This window comes from Tropicibacter naphthalenivorans (genome assembly GCF_900176475.1).
GTDB classification, from domain to species: Bacteria; Pseudomonadota; Alphaproteobacteria; order Rhodobacterales; family Rhodobacteraceae; genus Tropicibacter; species Tropicibacter naphthalenivorans.
Genome location: NZ_FWXX01000012.1, coordinates 1 through 19,655, shown reverse-complemented (window position 1 = coordinate 19,655; position 19,655 = coordinate 1). Strand labels below are relative to the sequence as shown.

Below are 19,655 nucleotides of genomic sequence, written 5' to 3'. Positions count from 1 at the left end.
CCTACTGTTCATAAGGGAGGAATATCTATGAACACCAAGCTTTCCGCAGGCCTTCTGGCCGCGGGCGTCCTGCTGGCGCCCGGCATTGCAGCAGCTAGCACCCCGTCCTGCGGGGCCAACACCGGCGAGGCGGCCACCGGCGCACCGATCCTGATCGGCGGCATCCACGGCAACGCGGCCCCCGGCGACTTTTCGTCGGCCACCGACGCGGCGGCGGCCTATTTTTCCTGCGTCAACGCCAATGGCGGTGTGCATGGTCGCCCGATCGAGTACATGGTCGAGAACGACCAGTGGAACCCGGAACTGGCCGCCCGAGCCGCAGCCAAGCTGGTGACCGACGCGGGCGTCGTGGCCATGGTCGGCAACTCGTCCTTCGTCGAGATGAGCGTCAACGCGCCGCTTTACGCGTCGAGCAACACCATGGCGATGGCCGCAGGCTGCGCCGCGTCCGAGTGCTTTGAAAGCTCCAACATTGTCTCCACCAACCAAGGCCCTCTGCCCTCGTCCGTGGGCGCGGCGATGTATGCCGTCGAAGAGCTGGGCGCGACCAGCGTCGCCTGCATCGGCCTTGCAATCCCGTCGGTGGGCAACTGGTCCTGCGGCGCGGTCGAAGAGTACATGGCCTCCAAGGGTCTGTCCGGTGCGTCCGTCCTGATGAACCCCGCTGCGCCCGACGTGAACTCTGCCCTGCTCGAAGCCATCGCCTCTGGCGCGGATTCCATGCTGGTGAACCTGCCGGTGGGTCTGGGCATCGCCTATTTCGGCGTGGCGCAGGAACAGGACCTTGGCGACGTTTACAGCTGGACCTCGTCCACGCCGATCTATGACGCCTCGGTGCCCGGCGCTCTGGGCGACTACTGGCACGGCAAGGTCTATGTCTCGGCAGAGCTGACACAGATCGACGGCGACGGCCCCGACAACCTCAACTGGCAAGCGGTGATGGATGCCTACGCCTCCGAAGACGATCCGCGCGACATCTTTAGCCAGTCGGGCTATCTGGCGGCCAAGTTCTTTGTGGAAACGCTGATGGACATGGACCCCGCCCAGCTGGACGACCGCGCGGCGGTGACCGACGCGATCAAGGCGATCAACGGCAAGACCTCTGATCTGGTGTGCGGCCCCTACTATGTGGGCGAAGCCGACCGCCACATGCCCAACCACGCGGGCATCATCGTCGTCGTCAAGGACGGCGGCTTTGAAAAGGTGCGCGACTGCTTTGAGTACGAAGGCGCCTGTTTCGACGGCCTGATCGAAGCCGAAAAGGCTCTGGGCCTGCGCTAAGCGGACCTGAACGCATACACGGTCCGGTTCCCAATATGGGGCCGGGCCGTCCATTTTTCGCGAGGGGGCTTTGATATGCAACGCTTACTTCCCTACCTCGGCTACCTTGGCATCATGGTGCTGGCCTACGCGCTGTTCGCGTCCGGCAAACCGATGAAGGTCGCGGGGCTGTTCCTAGTGTCTGGTCTGGCGGTCGGGTCGCTTTATGCGCTTGGCGGGATCGGCATGGTCGTGCTGTACCGCGCCTCCGGCGTGCTTAACCTTGCCTCGGGGGCGATCGGGGCGCTGGGGGTCATGGTGGCCTGGCAATTGCAGCAATGGGGCTGGGCGCAGCCGATCACCTGGGGCGTGGCGATTGCCTTGGCCGCGGCGCTGTCGCTGGTCTACGGGCGTCTGATCGCGCCGGGGCTGGCGTGGCGCGCCCCTGTGGTCAAGGCCGTGGCGACGCTGGGCTTTGCTTTGGTCGTGCTGGGCCTCACCGCCTTTGCTTGGGAAGACGACGTGCGCAAGTTCACCTTGCCCACCGACAAGGCCGCCGTGATGATCCTTGGCCTGCGGGTGACCGTGACACGCCTGATCGTGGTGGGCGCGGCCTTTGCGCTGGTCGCGGGCATCTGGCTGTATCTGACCAAGACCCGGACGGGGCTGCAAATGCGCGCGCTGGCCAACGACCGAGACCTCTCGGCCATGATCGGCGTGAACATCCTGCGGGTGGAAAGCATCGCTTGGGGCATCGCGGGCGTGATCGCGGGCTTTACCGGGCTGATGTTCGGCGATCTGGTGCGGCTGGAACCGGTGGTCATCACCTTCATGGTGATCCCGGCGGTGACAGCGGCCATCTGCGGGCGGCTCGACAACCTTGGCCTCGTGCTGATGGGCGGGCTGACCATGGGTGTCGTTGAATCGCTGCTGACCCTGTCGCCGGCGCTGAAATCGGCGCGCCCGGTTGCGCCTTTCCTGATCGCCGCCGTGGTGCTGATCGTCATGCAACGCGGTCAGCGGCTGCTTTTTGCGAGGGACTGACAATGACCAAGATCACCCCCTCCGGCTGGGCCGGAACGATATTCTTTGTGGTGATGATCCTCGCGTTGCCGTCGCTGTCCGGCGGCCAGTGGATCAAGATTTTCACCTCGACCAGTTGCTTTATCATTGCCGCCTCTGGCGTCGCCTTCATGTATGCGCGCCTTGGCATGGTGTCGCTGGGGCAGGTGGCGCTGATGGGCGTGGGCGGCTGGATCATGCTGCGCATGAACCACGCGTTTAACCTGCCGTTCGAGATCAACCTCGCGGTGGCGGGCGGCATCACCATGGTCTTTGGCTGGGTGCTGGCGATCCCGGCGCTGCGGATGCGCGGGCTGTACCTTGCGCTGATCACGCTGATGGCCGCAGGCGGGCTGGAGGTCATCTTTTCGACCTACCGCTTTCCCAACGGCGGGACCGGCTTCTGGGGCGTGATGCCTTCGGTCGCAGCCCCGTTCCGCCGTCCGGCGATTGCCACCTCTGACGCGGCCTACCTGCGCTACGTGATGCTGGCGACCTTCCTCGGGTTCGCGCTGATCGAAGCGCACCGCCGTCTGGCACCGGGCCGCGCCTGGGCGATGATCCGGCGGTCCGAAGCGGCGGCGCTCGCTTCTGGCGTCAACGTCATCTACTACAAAGCGTGGGCGTTTGGCCTGTCCGGGTTCCTTGCGGGGATCGCGGGCGGCTTGCTGGCCGGTGGGCTGGGCCTGCTCGATGCGGCGACCTTCCGCGCGTCGGAATCCATCATGCTCTTTGCCCTCGCCGTGGTCGGCGGCGCGCGTTTCTGGCTGGGTGCCGTCATCGCGGGGGTTCTGTACCGCGTGCTGCCAGCGCTGTTCAACGACTGGTCGCTGGACGCGGACCTGACCCTGGTGATCTTTGGCGCGGCGCTGTTGCACGCGATCATCACCGCGCCGGACGGACTGTCGGGGCAGATCATCGGCCTGTTTAGCAAACGAAAGGGGCAGTCATGATCGAGCTTTCTGGCCTGACCGTCAAATTCGGCGGGGTCAACGCGCTGGACGCGATCAACGCGACCTTCAACGCGCCGGTCAACGGCATCATCGGGCCGAATGGCGCGGGCAAGACCACGACGATGAACGTCATCTCGGGGTTCCTGAAATGCACCGGGCGGATCGCGTGGAACGGGCAGGACATCGGCCAGATGCCTGCGCATAAACACACCCGCTGGGGCCTGCGCCGGTCCTTCCAAAAGGAGCAGATCGCCGACGATCTGACCATCGCCGAGAACCTCCAAGTGATCCTTGACGCCACCCCCGGCAGCCGCGCCGACAAGCGCGCCGACATGGAGCGGGCCTTGGAACTCACCGGGCTGACCGCGCAGGCCAGCACCCCGGCGGGCGGGCTGAACACCTTTCAGCGCCGTCTGACCGATGTGGCGCGCTGTCTGGTTGGCAATCCCAAGATCGTGAAGTTCGATGAACCCGGCGACGGCCTGTCGCGCGAAGAGGCGAACCGCCTCGGCGATCTGATCCTGCAAGTGCCCGAAGTCACCGGCGCGACGGTGCTGGTCATCGACCACGACGTCGACCTGATCGAACGCATTTGCGTCGAAACGCTGGTTCTGGATTTCGGCAAGCGCATCGCCTTTGGCCCCACCCGCGCCGTGCTGGACGACCCGCACGTCAAGGCGGCCTACCTTGGCATCGAGGATGTAGAGTAAATGACCCTGACGATTGAAAACCTCACGGTGCAGCAGGGCGGGCGCGCGGTCGTCTCGGAGGCGTCGCTGGCCGTTGCGCCGGGCAAGGTAACGGCGGTTCTGGGCGCCAATGGCGCGGGCAAGTCAGAGCTGGCCCTGGCCATTGGCGGGATGCTGCCCGTGGCGAGCGGTGCGGTGCGTGCGGATGGCCGCGACCTTGCGGGGCTGGCCCCCAACGCGGTGCGCGCGGCGGGCGTTGCCGTGGTCCCCGAAGGCCACCGCGTTCTGACCCTGCTGTCGGTGGATGACAACCTGCGCGCGGCGGCGTCGCTACTGTCGACCTCCGAGGTCGAGGAAACCCTGGAGCGCACCTACACGCTCTTCCCCGAACTGGCCGAGCGGAAAAAGCAGATCGCGGGCACCATGTCGGGCGGTCAGCAGCAGATGCTGGCGATTGGTCACGCGCTGATGTGCCGCCCGCAGTACCTTGTGATCGACGAGATGTCGCTGGGCCTCGCGCCCTTGATCGTCAAGCGTCTGGTGTCGGCCATCGGCCAGCTGGTCGCGGATGGTGCGGGCATCATCATCGTTGAGCAGTTCACCGAGGTCGCCCTGTCCATGGTCGACGACGCCATCGTCATGCGCGGCGGGGCGGTGCGCTATTCGGGCAGCGCGCAGGCGCTCAAGGATGATCCGTCCCTGCTGGACCAAGCCTATTTCTAAATCATGGGGCAGGCTGTCATGGCCTGCCCTTTTCGGCTTTTACAGCCCCAAAAGCGCCCGCAGCGGTGCAGTTTCGCCAGCGCGCAGACGGCCATCCTTTTCGATGAAAATCCCGCGCCGCTCCATCCCTTCCAGCACCAGCCGGTCGCCGTCATGGGCGGTGTAGGTGATGTCAAAGGACTTGTTCGCCCAGGTGATGCCCTCAATCGCGTAGCGCAGCACGGTGCCATCGACAGCTGGGGACCGGAACGCCAGCTTTGATTCCATCAAACCCAAGCCCCGCGCGCCAAGCTGCGCGCACACACCGCTGTGCCCGCTGGACACGGCGCGCAGATACTCGTGAAAGGTGCCGTCCATCCAACGGTAATAGTTGGGATAATAGACGATCCCCGCCGGGTCGCAGTCGCCAAAGGTGACGCTTTGGTCACGGGTGAAAATGCTCATCTGTGGGCCTCAAAACTGGTTTGAGCGCCTTGTGGCATTGCGGGCGCGCCGGGCGCAAGCCTAAGGGCGCGGCACCGTGACGATCTGATCGGCGGTGACGCTTTGCCAGTCAGTGGCCGTGCCATCGGGCCAGATCACCCGCATCTGTGCGGTCTCAGCCTGCCCAAGTCCGAAATGCTGCAAGCCAAGGTGCCCGCTGGCATGGCCTCCGCCGATGGTGATTTCACGCGTGTGCGTCGTCTCGCCGACCTTTAGCTCGATGAACGCGCCCACCTCGGTCAGATCAACCAGCAGCCAATGGCCGCCTTGCGTAATATTCTGGAACACCTCCATGGGCGCGCGCCGGTTCACCACCGCCACGTCCAGCCGCCCGTCGTTGTTCAGATCGACCACAGCCGCCCCGCGTCCCCGCGCCATCGAGGCAAGGCCCGCCTGCGCTGCGGCCTCGGTGAACGTCCCATCGGGGTTTTGCATGAGCAACGTGTTGGGGTCGTCCATGGCGGCATCGGGCATCTGCTCGACATTGCCCTTGGCGACGAAAATGTCGTCGCGCCCGTCGTTGTCCACATCGCCAAAGGCGGCGTGCCAGCCGGTGGAAGGCCGCCCGTCGCCCCCCGTATGGGGCCGGTGCGCGGTGGTGCCTCGGGCAAAGGTCGCGTCCTGATAGCTCGGCCCGCCGGTGGTCGGATCAAAGGTCTGGAACTTCTGATCGCCCATGGAGGTCAGGTAGACATCGGCAAAGCCATCCCCCGTCACATCGCGCGAGGCGATCCCCATCCCCCACAGCGCATAGGGCCGCCAGCCCTCTTCGGCGGTGTACAGGCGCGGGGGCTCTTCCATCGCCCACATCTGTTCCTGCCCGCCGCGCACATAGTAATGGCGGTCGTTGGACACCCGCAGATCGGCGCGGCCCACCCGCTGCCAATCGGTGAACAGCATCGACAGCGCGCAAAAGCCGGGGATCAGGCGCCGGGGCGCGGGGTAATGGTCACCCTCGGGCCGGTACAGCAGCGTGTCGTCACAGGTCTCGAAGGGCCCGTCCGGATCGCTGCGGTCGACATAGGTGCCAAAGGCCAGCGTCGGCAGGCTCTGTCCCGCTTCCCAAGTGGCGGAAAAGGCGGTGGTCCAGTGATCGCCCGACGCAAAGCCAAGCCCTTCGAAAGGCGCAAACTGACAGCCAGGCAGGCCGCGCAGCAGAACATCGGGGCCGACCCTCAAGACCGCCAGATCGGTGATCCCATCCCGGTCAATGTCCAAGGGATACGCCCCGGTGACCCCGGTCAAAGCCAACGCCTCGGGCGTGTCCGCCGCAAACGCCAACTCCGCGCCGGATCGGTTCCGCAGCAAAACCGCCGGGTTGCTGCCGCCTGCCGCGTAAAGCTCGGGCAAGGCGTCACCGTCGCAATCGAAACTCGCCACGCCCCCGCCGACGAAATGCTCCCACCCGCCGTCATAGACGTGCTCGGGCACCGAGACGGGCCGGAAGTCCGGCCCGGCGAGGGCGACCGCCGGAAAGGCGCAAATTATCAAAGCTCTAGACAGCATCCGCCACCCCCAGCCCGCGCACTTTCAGGATCGACACCCGCTCGATCGCGTGCGCCGCCGCGCCCTTGGCCCACATCATCTCGTCAAGGTTGCGCACGGTGATCCCCGGCAAGGGCGCGTCCACCTCGACCGTGTTGCGCCGCAGCGTCGCCATCATGGTATCCACGTAGCGCTGGTCGAACTTGGGGCGCGAACGGGCGACCACGATATGCTCGGGATCAAACAGATTGACCAAATTCGCCAAGGCCACCCCCAGCACGCGCGAGGCACGGTCCAGCACCTCTTGCGCCAAAGTATCGCCCGACCGCGCCGCAGCGATGATGTCGGCGATGGTCTCGATCTCGGACTGGCCGCGTACGGTGCCGCTGTCGCGGATCAGGGCGTAGTCCCCCACATAGGCCTCTAGACAGCCGCGCTGGCCGCATTGGCACAAAGCGCCTTCGAACTGGATCTTCATATGGCCGAACTCTGCGCCGCAGCCGCGCTCGCCTCGGTAGAGCTGATCGTTGAGGATGATTCCCATGCCCACGCCATGCTCCAGCGTCACCACGAGAAAGTTGTGAAACCCGCGCCCCGCGCCGAACAGGTGCTCGGCCTTGGCCACCAGATTGGCGTCGTTGTCGATAAAGGTGGGGCAGGGGATATGCGCGGCGATCAGCGGCCCCAGATCGACGTTGCCTTGGGTCACCGAGGACGACCAATGCAGGAAATTCTCATCGGCATTCAGGAACCCCGGCAGGCCGATGGTCAGGCCCGCGATCCGCTCGATCGGCAGGTCCAAGGCGGCGCAGGCGGCATCCAGCGCGCGGCGCACCTCGATGACCAGCGCCTCGGGGTCCATGCGCGATTCCAGCAGGGGCCAGACGTGGGTGCCGATCTCCTGGCCTTGGAAACCCACCACCATCAGGCGGATCGCATCCCGCGCGATCTTGACCCCGGCCACGGCAAAGACCGCACCGTTCACCGTCAGCATCACCCGAGGCCGCCCGCGCTGCACGCCCTCTGACGGGGGCGCGGCGGTTTCCGCGATCAACCCGGCGTCCAACAGTGCCCCGCAGGCCGAAGTGACCGTGGCGGGGCTGGAAATTAACGCTTTGGCAATATCTGTGCGCGAGATTTCACCAGCCGCGCGGATGCACTGTAGCACCCGCAGCCGGGTATGATCGCGTGCGTCCAGATCCCCGATCAAAACCGGGTCTTGAGACAAGACGTCTTTTGTCATGGCGCGAATTTTCCTCCCGTGCGCCAAGCTGTCCTAAATTTTTTAGCGAGTAAAGAAAATATATTTTACCGACTGAAATAATTGTGCGACAAAAGAGCATGGCGCCGATTCGACGACTCGTCGGGGGCACATATTCGAATTTGGGAGGAAATCATGAAACTTTTCGCAATGACGGCAGCCGCCGTCCTGATGGGCTCGTCCGCATTCGCTCAGACCGTTGGTGTGAGCTGGTCCAACTTCCAGGAAGAGCGCTGGAAAACCGACGAGGCGGCCATCGTCGCCGCCCTCGAAGCCGCTGGCGCCAAGTATGTCGCCGCTGACGCGCAGTCCTCGTCGTCCAAGCAGCTGTCCGACATCGAAAGCCTGATCGCACAGGGCGTCGACGCGCTGATCGTTCTGGCGCAGGACAGCCAGTCGATTGGCCCGGCAGTTCAGGCCGCCGCCGACGAAGGCATCCCGGTCATCGCCTATGACCGCCTGATCGAAGACGCGTCGACCTTTTACCTGACCTTCGACAACGTCGAAGTGGGCCGGATGCAGGCGCGTGCCGTGCTGGCCGCCCAGCCCAAGGGCAACTACGTCATGATCAAGGGCTCGCCGACCGACCCGAACGCAGACTTCCTGCGCGGCGGTCAGCAAGAGGTGTTGCAAGCGGCGATCGACGCCGGTGACATCACCATCGTGGACGAAGCCTACACCGATGGCTGGCTGCCCGCCAACGCGCAGCGCAACATGGAACAGATCCTGACCGCCAACGACAACAACGTCGACGCGGTTGTGGCCTCGAACGACGGCACCGCGGGCGGTGTTGTGGCGGCGCTGACCGCGCAGGGCATGGAAGGTCTGCCGGTCTCCGGTCAGGACGGCGACCACGCCGCGCTGAACCGCGTTGCCAAAGGCACCCAGACCGTGTCCGTGTGGAAAGACGCGCGTGACCTCGGCACGGCCGCCGGCGAGATCGCCGTGGCTCTGGCAGGCGGTGCGGACATGAGCGCCATCGCCGGTGCGCAGGAATGGACCTCGCCGGCTGGCACCACGCTGACCGCGCGCTTCCTCGAGCCGATCCCGGTGACCAAGGACAACCTGTCGCTGGTCGTCGACGCGGGCTGGATCACCCAAGAGGCGCTCTGCCAGGGCGTCGAAGCAGGCCCGGCCCCCTGTAACTAAACCCCACAACAGGCGCGGTTCCTGACTGGAATCGCGCCCTTTTTTTATCCTGAGGGAGGGAGCAATGGCGACTTCACCGTCACAAACGCTGCCCGCGCAAGCGCCCAAGAGCCTGTTCCAAAAGCTGGAACTGGACATGCGCCTGCTGGGTATGATCGGCGCGTTCATCGTGCTGTGCATCGGGTTCGACATCATCACCGAAGGGCGTTTCCTGACGCCGCGCAACGTCTTTAACCTGTCGATCCAGACGGTGTCCGTGGCCATCATGGCCTGCGGCATGGTGTTCGTGATCGTCACGCGCCACATTGACCTGTCGGTCGGCGCTTTGCTCGCGACCTGTTCGGCGATCATGGCGATGACGCAGACGCAGATCCTGCCGTACACGCTGGATATGGGCCTGAACCACCCGGCGACGTGGATCATCACCATCGTGGTGGGCCTGATCGCGGGCACGCTGATCGGCGCGTTCCATGGCTTTCTCGTGGGCTACCTGACCATTCCGGCGTTTATCGTGACGCTGGGCGGTTTCCTGATCTGGCGCAACGTGGCGTGGTACCTGACCGGCGGTCAGACCATCGGCCCGCTGGACGCGAACTTCATCAAGCTGGGCGGCACCAACGGCACCTTGGGCGAAAGCACCAGCTGGGCGCTGGGGATCGTGCTGACGGCGGCGGCGCTCTGGGCGCTTTGGTCGGCGCGGCAAGCGCGTGCGCGCCACGGCTTCTCGGTGAAACCGATGTGGGCGCAGGCGGTTCTGTCCGGCATCACCGCGGTGGCGATCCTTGGGTTCGTGGCGGTTCTGAACGCCTATGAAATCCCGCAGCGCCGCCTTGAGCGCATGTTCGAAGCGCGCGGCGAGGTCATGCCCGAAGGTCTGACCGGCGTTGGCTACGGCCTGCCGTTCTCGGTGCTGATCCTGATCGTGGTGGCCATCGTGCTGACCGTTGTGGCGCGCCGCACCCGTCTGGGCCGCTACATCTTTGCCACCGGGGGCAACCCCGACGCGGCAGAGCTGTCGGGCATCAACACCCGCCTGCTGACGGTCAAGGTCTTTGCCCTCATGGGCTTCCTCTGTGCGCTGTCCGCCGTGGTGGCCTCGGCCCGCCTGTCGAACCACTCGAACGACATCGGCACGCTGGATGAGCTGCGCGTGATCGCGGCGGCTGTGATCGGCGGCACCGCGCTGTCCGGCGGGATCGGCACGATCTACGGCGCGATCCTTGGGGCGCTGATCATGCAGGCGCTGCAATCGGGCATGGCGATGGTCGGCGTGGACGCGCCCTTCCAGAACATCGTTGTCGGCCTCGTGCTGGTGCTGGCCGTGTTCATCGACATCCTTTACCGCAAGAAACTGGGGGCTTGATCCAATGGTAGACAGAAGCGGAACGCCTCTGGTCGAGATGCAGAACATCTCGATCTCTTTCGGCGGCATCAAGGCGGTCGACGACGTGAGCGTCGATCTCTACCCCGGCGAAGTGCACGGCCTGCTTGGCCACAACGGCGCGGGCAAATCGACCCTGATCAAGGTGCTGTCGGGTGCCTATCACAAGAACGGCGGGCAGATCCGGATCGACGGCAAGCCGGTCGAGATCAATAACCCCCGCGATGCGCGTGCCAACAACATCGAGACGATCTACCAGACGCTGGCGCTGGCCGATAACCTCGATGCCACGTCGAACCTGTTCCTCGGGCGCGAGATGGTCACGCCCATGGGGTTGGTCAACGACGCCGCCATGGAGGCCGAGTGCCGCAAGATCATGGGCCAGCTCAACCCGAACTTTCAAAAGTTCCACGAGCCGGTGTCCGCCCTGTCGGGGGGGCAGCGCCAGTCGGTCGCCATCGCCCGCGCGGTGTACTTTAACGCGCGCATCCTGATCATGGACGAACCCACCGCCGCGCTGGGTCCGCATGAGACGCAGATGGTCGCCGATCTGATCCAAAAGCTCAAGGCGCAGGGCATCGGCATCTTCCTCATCGACCACGACGTGCACGCGGTGATGGAGCTGTGCGACCGCGCCAGCGTGATGAAAAACGGCCAGCTGGTCGGCACAGTGGACATCCCCGATGTGACCGACGACGACCTGCTGTCGATGATCATCCTCGGCAAGAAACCCGCTTCGGCGGCATGAGGTATGGGGCGTCCGTTCGCGCGGGCGCCCTTTTGAAGCAAAGGACATTCCCATGAGCACCGGTTTTTTCGACGGCCTGTCCAAGGTCACCTATGAAGGCGCAGACAGCGACAACCCGCTGGCCTTCCGCCACTACAACCCGGACGAGGTCGTCATGGGCAAGCGCATGGAAGAGCACCTGCGCTTTGCAGTGGCCTATTGGCATTCCTTTGCGTGGGAAGGCGGCGATCCCTTTGGTGGGCTGACCTTTGAACGTCCGTGGCATCCGCAGGACTCGATGCAGAATGCGAAACTCAAGGCCGACGTGGCGTTTGAGATGTTCGATTTGCTGAACGCGCCGTATTTCTGCTGGCACGATGCTGACATTCGCCCCGAAGGCGCGGATTTCGCGGAAAACCTGTCTACGCTCGAAGAGATCACCGATTACATCGGCGAAAAGATGCAGTCCTCGTCGACCAAGCTGCTGTGGGGCACCGCCAATATGTTCAGCCACCGCCGCTGGATGGCGGGCGCGTCGACCAACCCCGACCCGGATGTCTTCGCCTTTGCCGCCGCGACGGTCAAAGGCTGCATGGACGCAACCCACAAGCTGGGTGGCGAGAACTATGTTCTGTGGGGTGGCCGCGAAGGCTATGAAACGCTGCTGAACACCGACATGGGGCAGGAGCTGGACCACATGGGCCGCTTCCTGAGCATGGTTGTGGATTACAAGCACAAGATCGGCTTCAAGGGGCAGATTTTGGTCGAGCCCAAGCCGCAAGAGCCGTCCAAGCACCAGTACGACTTTGACGCCGCGACCTGCATCGGGTTCCTGCGCAAGTACGGTCTGGAAAACGAGGTCAAGCTGAACCTCGAACAGGGCCACGCGATCCTTGCTGGGCATTCGTTCGAGCACGAGCTGGCCGTGGCCGCCGCCGAAGGGATGCTGGGCAGCATCGACATGAACCGCAACGACTATCAGTCCGGCTGGGACACCGACCAGTTCCCGAACAACGTGCCGGAAGTGGCGCTGGCCTATTACCACGTGCTGAAAGCGGGTGGGTTCACCACCGGCGGGACGAACTTTGACGCCAAGCTGCGCCGCCAGTCCATCGACCCCGAGGACCTGATTGCAGGTCACGTGGGCGGTATGGACGTCTGCGCGCGCGGTCTGAAAGCCGCTGCCGCGATGATCGAGGACGGCGGTCTGGAGGACGCCTTGAAAGAGCGTTACGCCGGATGGGAAAAGCCCGAGGCGCAGGCGATGCTGACCTCTGATCTGGACAGCATTCAGGCCCGCGTGCTGAGCGAAGGCATCAATCCGAAGCCCCGTTCGGGCCGTCAGGAGCGGCTGGAAAACTACGTCAACCGCTTCGTTTGACTTCAAAGGTCCGCCTGTCACAGGGCGGGCCTTTTTCGCAGTGCAGGGGAGGGCGCGGCATGAGATGGATGGTTTTGGCGCTGGTGGCAGGCGCGGCGCAGGCGCAACCCGATCTGGGCGCGCGCCCGGTGTTCCCCGCGCCGGACCCGGCCCGTGTCACCCTTGGCCAGCAGCTGTTCTACGATCCGATCCTGTCGGGCAACCGCACCGTGAGTTGCGCCACCTGCCACCACCCCGACTTGGGCACCGCTGATGCTTTGTCCTTGGGGCTTGGGGACGGCGGCATCGGCCTTGGGCGCGACCGACGCGCCGATCCTGAAAACATGCCCGAAGCCCGCATCCCGCGCAACGCCCCCGGCCTGTGGAACCTTGGCGCGTCGGAGTTCACACGGTTTTTCCACGACGGGCGGCTGGAACTGGACCCCAGCCAGCCGAACGGCATCCGCACGCCCTTGGGGGCGGATATGACGCAAGGCTTTGACTCGCCCTTGGCGGCGCAGGCGATGTTCCCGGTGCTGTCCCCCGACGAGATGGCCGGGCATTATTCGGAAAACGACATCAGCCGCGCGGTCCGTCTGGGGCTGCTGTCGCAACCGGGGGGCGCGTGGGATTTGATCGCGGCGCGGGTTGCGGCGATCCCCGAGTATCGCGACGGTTTCGAGGCGGCGCTGCCGGGGCAGGACATCACCTTTGCCGCTATCGCCAATGTCATCGCCGATTTCATCGCCGTGGAATGGCGCGCCGATGATGCGCTGTTTGACCGCTACATGGCCGGTGAGGCTGACCTGAACCCCGAGCAGACCCAAGGGATGGAGCTATTCTACGGCGAGGCGGGCTGTGCCACCTGCCATTCCGGCTGGCTGCAAACCGACCACGATTTTCACGCCATCGGCGTTCCGCAATTCGGCCCCGGCAAGGCGGCTCGGTTCGAAAGCCACCAGCGCGACACGGGCCGGATGCGCGTGACGGGTGACCCAGCCGACGCCTACGCCTTTCGCACGCCATCCTTGCGCAATGTGACGCTGACTGCGCCCTATGGCCACAACGGCGCCTTTGCCACGCTGGAGGCGATGATCCGGCATCACCTGGACCCGCAGACCTCGCTGGAGGCTTGGCGGATCACCGAGGCCATGCTGCCCGACCTTGCGGGCGTGAATGATCTGTCGATGACCTCGGACCCCGACCAAAAAGTCGCCATCGGGCAATCCAATGTCCTACAGAGCATTCACCTGAGCGATGCGGATGTGTCTGCGATCTTGGCCTTTTTGGCGACCTTGGAAAGCGCGCCTGTCCGTTTGGGCGTGCCAAAGTCCGTCCCCAGCGGATTGCCGGTGGTTGGCCGCTAAAGGGGGCACGCTGGCCCGGTTTGCATCGGTGACCCATACCCGCGACCCCTAAGGGCTTGCCCCGCTGGACACGCTGACGCACGATGCCAGCCATGACCGCCTCAACCCACGTGACAGAGCTTTGCCAAAAGGTCTTCGGCACCGTGCCGGACGCGGTCTTGCGCCCCGGCGGCGTGTCTCGGCAAACCATCCTCTTGCAGGTCGGGGCGGCGCGCTATGCGCTGGCCAAACGGTCCAGCCCGGCCCGCGCGGCGCTAGAGGCAGGCGCGCTGCGGTACCTGTCGGGCACCGGGCACACGCCGTCCTTGGTCCATCACGAGGGGTGTTTCGTCATCCAGACCTATGTCGAGGGCAAGCGGCTGAGCGCCGTTCTGGACCGGGCCGCGCCGGACGAGGTTGACCACTGGATCACATCGGCGGCGCAGTCCCTTGCGACCCTGCAAGAGGCCGCCGCGCAATCGCCCCTGCGGGCGCAGCTGCCGCACATCGGCGCGCGCGACGGCTGGGCCGCCGATCTGGCGCAGGTGCCCGCGCGCTTGGCCCAGCGGCTTGGGATCGATCTGGACTTTGACGTCGCGCAGGCGACGCGGCGGTTGGCCGTGCCGCGCCCGCAGCCGGTCAAGTGGGACGCCCGCCCCGGCAATGCCATCGTCACCCCGGACGGGCGCGTCGTGTGGTTCGACTGGGAACACTGCGGTTTGCGCCGCGCCACCGACGATCTGGCGTGGTTCTTGGCCGATGAGTGGTGCCCGCATCGCCCGGATTTGGAGCCTGCTTTGATCGCGCGGTTTGCAGCTGCCGACCCAGAGGCCTTTACCACCATGGCGCTGCTGCACGCCTTTGTCCGGGTGGACCTGATCCTGTCGCGGCGTGCTGGCGGGCCGTGGTGGGACCGCGAGACCTGTCTGGCGCAGGACAAGATCGGCGTCACCGCAAACGAACTGGCCCGGCAACTGGCCAAAATCAAGGCGTGGGGCGCGCGCAGTAAATCCGCTTATGGGTTGAACCAGTTTTGCGACGCGATCGCAGAGCGGATTTGACGGCAGAGTCGGCCATGTCTGGCCTGCGCAATAATGTCGTGAACGTTAACGTCACCGCACACGTAACGCGGGATTTTTAACCGCAAGAACCCTAAGTTGCAGAAACGGAAACAAAAATTTTTGCCGCGTCCGCCTGTGAGATAGGTCACTGATAACAAGATATTTACCACGATACTGAGGACGACGATCCGCGAGAGGAGCGCGGAACAGGGTTAAGAACTTGTTGACTTGCCCCTACGTCACTCGGCCAATTGTACTGTGTTTAAATCAAATTTTCAGCTTCCGCTCGGGGGACAGGGCGGCGGCGCTGTCTGGCAAACGCGCACCGCGCCTCTTGCCGCTCATTGAAAGGAAGCCGCCATGTCGCGCTCGAAAAAGACCAATTCCAAGGGCACCAACGGCAACGATCTGCTGGACGGGACGGACCGCCGTGATCACCTGAAAGGCCGCGATGGCGATGATACGCTGAATGGCATGGGCGGCGCGGACAAGCTGTACGGGCAGGACGGCAATGACCTGCTCGACGGCGGCACCGGAAATGACAAACTGGATGGCGGCGACGGGGCGGACACGCTGATCGGCGGCGAAGGGCGCGACACCTTCAAAGGCGGCAAGGGCGACGATCTGATCACCGACAGCGATGGCGACAGCCGGGTCGACGCCGGGTCGGGCAACGACACGGTGCTGCTGTCGGGTGGGGACAACGACGTCAAGGCCAAGGACGGCGACGACGTGGTCGAAACCGGCGCAGGCCGCGATGACATCGACGCAGGCGACGGCAACGATCTGGTGACCGCAGGCGCGGGCGACGACGAGGTCAAGGGCGGCGCGGGCGATGACACCCTGTTTGGCGGCGCGGGGCGCGACATCCTGCTGGGCGATGGTTCTGGCTATGGGTCGGGCAGCGGGCGCGGCTCTCATGGTTCTCACGGCTCTCATGCGCCGGGCAGCTTTGACGACTACCTCGACGGCGGGGCCGGGGATGACTGGATGGTCGGCGGTGCCGGGGCTGATACCTTGATCGGCGGGACGGGCGATGACGTTCTGTTCGGCGACGAAGGTGGCAACGGCAAGAGCTGGTATCGCGCGGGCTCGACCGACGCGTTCTTTAACGGCCATGGCTCTGGCTCGGGGCGCGGGCATGGATCCGGCTCGGGCCACGGTTCGGGCCACGGTTCGGGCAGCGGTCGCGGCTCTGGCTCTGGGCGCGGCAGCCACGCCTCGGACGGCGGCTTTGCCGATTACCTCGATGGCGGCGCGGGCAGTGATTTCGTCTTTGCAGGCGGCGGCGACGACACCGTGGTCCATGGCGGCACAGAGAACGTCGGCGCAACCGACACCTATGACGGCGGCGCCGGGATCGACACGCTTGACCTGTACCTAACGCAAGAGGAATACGCGGCGGCGGCCCCTGAAATCGCCGCCTACCAAGCCTTTGTCGCCGCCAACACGGATCCCGCCACGGGCGAGGCGAACAACGCGGCCTTCACCTTTGCCAGCCTCGGGCTGACCGTACGCGCGTTCGAAAACGTCAGCTTTTACACCGCCAATGACGACGCGGTGGAGGTCTCTGAGGACGCAGGGAACACCGTATTCGCCAGCGTGCTGGACAACGATCTGGGCGCAAGCGACGTGGTCGACGTGACGCTGCTGAGCAGCCCTGCGTCGGGCGTTCTGTCCTTCAACGATCCGGCCACGGGGCAGTTCAGCTACGATCCGGCAGGCGCGTTCGAAAGCCTCGCCGTGGGCGAGACCGCCGACGTGTCTTTTGACTACCAGATCACCTTTTCCAATGGGCGCACCGACACCGCCACCGTGACCATCACCGTCACCGGCCAGAATGACGCGCCCACGATCAGCGTGACCGGCGCAACCCCGATGACCGAAGCGGGCGACGCCTCGGCGCAGGTGCTGGCGGACAGCGGCGTGGTCAACTTTGACGACATCGATGCCAGCGACATGATCGCCATCAGCTTTGCCTCGAATGGCGATATGGCGTGGTCCGGAGGGGCCTTGGACGCGGGGATTGCGGCGGCTCTGGAGACCGGGTTCAGCACCGGCGTCACCGGGGCCGATGCGCCGGGCAGCACAGCGTGGAGCTATGCGGCGACGGTTGATCTGGACTTCTTGTCCGATGGCGACACGCTGACGTGGTCCTACACGGTGACGGCGGATGACGGTAACGGCGGGACAGCCAGCGATGTGGTCAGCTTTAGCGTGACCGGCACCAATGACGCGCCCGTGGCCCAATCGCTCAGCGGCGCGGTCCTAGAGGACGCCGTGCCCACGCAGGTCTCTGCCGCGATTGAGACCGATTTTATCGCGCCGAACTACGGACGCTTTTGGGTGTTCGACTACGACACCGGGACGGCGATCAGCGTCCCGCGCGACGGCGGCGCGAACAACACCTACGACCAGATGGCCGCGCAGCATCTAAGCGCGGGCAATGGCGTGGTCATGCAGGTCAACCCGAACAATTCGGGATGGGGGGTGGCGGCCTTCCTTTATGATGGCGGCGTATCATCGCCCGTGCCGGGGACGGCCTATGGCGTGACCGATACCGATGGCGGGTCCGTCTACCCCACCTACAGTTCAAGCTATCCCGAGGTGCTCTACTTCGGCGATGACAACAAGCTGGTGGACGCCATCGACCTGTCGCTAAGCGGGATCACCCTGTCGGATGGGCGCTCGGTCGATTTGACCATGCAGATCGACGGGCTGGATTACGAAGTCTTTACCACCGATGACGTCTCGGTCGACGCGGTGCGCTTTGACGCGACGCTCACCGACCCGAGCGTGACCCAAGTCACCGTCACAGCGGCCTACAGCGATGTGGATACCAGCGATACGCACACGCTCAGCATCGACGTGACGGGCACCTTGGGGGCGGTGAGCGACAACGGCGACGGCACCTTTACCTATGACGCGAACGGGGCGTTTGATCATCTGGCTGAGGGCGAGACGACGCAGGATACCTTTGCCTACACCGTGGATGACGGCAACGGCGGCACCGATACGCAGACGGTGACGATCACCGTGACGGGCACCAACGACGCGCCGACCCTTTCAGCGGGCACGCTGGACGCGGTCGAGGATGGCGCGGCGGCGGTGCTGGACCTCTCGGCGCTTGGCGCGGACGTGGACAGTGACGATGACGGCGCGAGCCTGACCTACACGGTCACGGGGCAGCCGGGAGAAGGCGAAGCGACGATCACTGGCACGAGCCTCAGCTTCGCCCCCGGCGCGGACTTCCAAGACCTTGCCGATGGCGAGACCCGCGATGTCACGATCCAAGTCACCGCTACCGATGCGCACGGTGCGACGGCTGTGAATGAGGTCACAGTCACGGTGACCGGGACCAACGATGCGCCCACGCTTCAGGCCACCGCGACGAATGCTGTCGAAGATGGCCCGAGCGTCACCGTCGATCTGGCAGCGCTTGGCGCGGATGTGGACAGCGACGACGACGGCGCGAGCCTGACCTATACGGTCAGCGGCCAACCGGGCGAAGGCGCGGCGACCATCACCGGCACCACGCTGACCTTCACCCCCGGTGCGGATTTCCAAGACCTCGCGATAGGCGAAACCCGCGACGTGACGGTCCAAGTCACCGCCACGGATGCCCACGGGGCGACGGCTGCGGGCGACGTCACCGTCACCATCACGGGCACCAACGATGCGCCGACCATCGTTGCAGGCGGGGCCAGCAGCAGCGGGACCACCATCGACTTTGACAGCGGCAATAACAGCCTCGGGATGAACACCGGCGATTACCGCGAGGGCACCTATACCCAAGACGGCTTTACCGTCGCGTGGAACGTCGAAAACTATGGCTACAATTACCCGCCCGATGGCAGCGAAGTGCGCGTCAACGACGTGGCCGAGATGCCCGTGCAGGACGTGGACGGCGATGGCGACAACGAATTCGGTGTCTTCGACGAGGTGCAGGACCAAGAGTTCGAGTATAACTTCGGTTACTTCTACCTCAGCAGCGATGACGGCAGCAAAGTCTCGCTTCAGGGGTTTGACGTCTTGAACGACGACGGGCTGAACGGCGAACAGAGCCAGGTCCGCCTGTACGGCTTTTCCGGCGATCTGTTCGTCTATGCCGAAACCGAAGATGACGGCAGCGACGACTGGTACATCGAGATTTACGACAACGCCAATTCGGTCAATATTTTCACGACCTATGGCGGCACGCGTGCCGATATTTACGCTTATTTCCAAGGGATGGACGGGATCAGTGCCTATACCCAGAGCTTTGGCCCTGCCTCGGCAGGTTATGGCAACGGTATCGGCATCGACAACCTCGTGGTGACGCGCGGCGGCACCGGGCCGGTCATGGACGTGGCCGAACCGCTGGTGGAAACCGACAGCGGACTGACCGCCTCGGGCAGCTTTGACGTGCAGGACGTGGATGTCTCGGACGTGGTCTCGATCGCTTCGGTCGAGGTGGCGGTGTCCGGGGACAATCCCGGCGTGGCCCCCGATGCGGCGGCCTTGCTGGCGATGTTCACCCCGCAAGGCGGCGTTGCGGTGGACGGCAGCGCGGACACGGGCACGGTGGCTTGGGCCTTTGACTCTGGCTCCGAGCCGTTCGACGCGCTGGCCGTGGGTGAAACCGTGGTTCTGACCTATACGCTGGAGTTGGCCGACGACGCCGCCCCGGCGCTGAGCGTGACCCAAGACGTCACGATCACCATCACCGGCACCAA

The 19,655-nt window shown here is 64.7% G+C and carries 15 protein-coding genes; 12 read left to right on the top strand and 3 right to left on the bottom strand.

Annotated elements, in window-relative coordinates:
- The first annotated feature begins 27 nt into the window (after positions 1–27).
- The 5 genes from B9A11_RS18440 (at position 28) to B9A11_RS18420 (ending at position 4,687) form a co-directional block, all read left to right on the top strand.
- The gene (locus B9A11_RS18440; protein WP_058249242.1) at positions 28–1,281 is read left to right on the top strand and encodes an ABC transporter substrate-binding protein; all 1,254 of its coding nucleotides are present in this window, start codon (positions 28–30) and stop codon (positions 1,279–1,281) included.
- A 75-nt stretch (positions 1,282–1,356) separates the two neighbouring features.
- On the top strand, positions 1,357–2,304 hold the full coding sequence (locus B9A11_RS18435) for a branched-chain amino acid ABC transporter permease (protein ID WP_143595928.1): 948 nt from the start codon (positions 1,357–1,359) through the stop codon (positions 2,302–2,304).
- Between the two features lie 2 nt (positions 2,305–2,306).
- A complete protein-coding gene (locus tag B9A11_RS18430) occupies positions 2,307–3,275 on the top strand; it encodes a branched-chain amino acid ABC transporter permease (RefSeq protein WP_058249243.1) in 969 nt (322 codons plus the stop codon).
- Positions 3,272–3,985 carry an ABC transporter ATP-binding protein gene (locus B9A11_RS18425; RefSeq protein WP_058249244.1) on the top strand — a complete coding sequence of 238 codons (714 nt, stop codon included), beginning with the start codon at positions 3,272–3,274 and terminating at the stop codon, positions 3,983–3,985. The genes B9A11_RS18430 and B9A11_RS18425 overlap by 4 nt, the downstream gene beginning before the upstream one ends.
- Positions 3,986–4,687, top strand: a complete 702-nt coding sequence (locus B9A11_RS18420; protein WP_058249245.1) for an ABC transporter ATP-binding protein — start codon at positions 3,986–3,988, stop codon at positions 4,685–4,687.
- Between the two features lie 39 nt (positions 4,688–4,726).
- On the opposite strand, the gene B9A11_RS18415 is transcribed toward B9A11_RS18420, so the two are convergent.
- Genes B9A11_RS18415 through B9A11_RS18405 form a run of 3 tightly spaced genes read right to left on the bottom strand, consistent with a single transcriptional unit; the run spans position 4,727 to position 7,898 of the window.
- Entirely contained in the window at positions 4,727–5,131 is a 405-nt protein-coding gene (locus B9A11_RS18415) for an acyl-CoA thioesterase (protein ID WP_058249246.1), read from the bottom strand.
- Positions 5,132–5,191: 60 nt separating this feature from the next.
- Positions 5,192–6,676 (bottom strand): CRTAC1 family protein, encoded by a 1,485-nt coding sequence (locus tag B9A11_RS18410; protein WP_058249247.1) that lies wholly within the window; start codon positions 6,674–6,676, stop codon positions 5,192–5,194.
- Complete coding sequence (locus B9A11_RS18405; RefSeq protein ID WP_058249248.1) at positions 6,666–7,898, bottom strand: ROK family transcriptional regulator; 1,233 nt, start codon at positions 7,896–7,898, stop codon at positions 6,666–6,668. Before B9A11_RS18405 ends, B9A11_RS18410 begins: the two co-directional genes overlap by 11 nt.
- 153 nt (positions 7,899–8,051) lie before the next feature.
- On the opposite strand from B9A11_RS18405, the gene xylF reads away from it, so the two are divergent.
- The 7 genes from xylF to B9A11_RS18370 all read left to right on the top strand — a co-directional run.
- Positions 8,052–9,065 carry a D-xylose ABC transporter substrate-binding protein gene (gene xylF, locus B9A11_RS18400; RefSeq protein WP_058249249.1) on the top strand — a complete coding sequence of 338 codons (1,014 nt, stop codon included), beginning with the start codon at positions 8,052–8,054 and terminating at the stop codon, positions 9,063–9,065.
- 64 nt (positions 9,066–9,129) lie between these two features.
- Complete coding sequence (locus B9A11_RS18395) at positions 9,130–10,428, top strand: sugar ABC transporter permease (RefSeq protein ID WP_058249250.1); 1,299 nt, start codon at positions 9,130–9,132, stop codon at positions 10,426–10,428.
- Positions 10,429–10,432: 4 nt separating this feature from the next.
- Entirely contained in the window at positions 10,433–11,194 is a 762-nt protein-coding gene (locus B9A11_RS18390; protein WP_058249251.1) for an ATP-binding cassette domain-containing protein, read from the top strand.
- 52 nt (positions 11,195–11,246) lie between these two features.
- The gene (gene xylA / locus B9A11_RS18385) at positions 11,247–12,554 is read left to right on the top strand and encodes a xylose isomerase (RefSeq protein ID WP_058249252.1); all 1,308 of its coding nucleotides are present in this window, start codon (positions 11,247–11,249) and stop codon (positions 12,552–12,554) included.
- Positions 12,555–12,613: 59 nt separating this feature from the next.
- A complete protein-coding gene (locus B9A11_RS18380) occupies positions 12,614–13,900 on the top strand; it encodes a cytochrome-c peroxidase (protein ID WP_058249253.1) in 1,287 nt (428 codons plus the stop codon).
- A 92-nt stretch (positions 13,901–13,992) separates the two neighbouring features.
- On the top strand, positions 13,993–14,940 hold the full coding sequence (locus tag B9A11_RS18375) for an aminoglycoside phosphotransferase family protein (protein WP_058249254.1): 948 nt from the start codon (positions 13,993–13,995) through the stop codon (positions 14,938–14,940).
- A 360-nt stretch (positions 14,941–15,300) separates the two neighbouring features.
- Positions 15,301–19,655: beta strand repeat-containing protein (locus tag B9A11_RS18370; RefSeq protein WP_084662825.1), on the top strand; the 4,355-nt coding region annotated here is incomplete at its 3' end.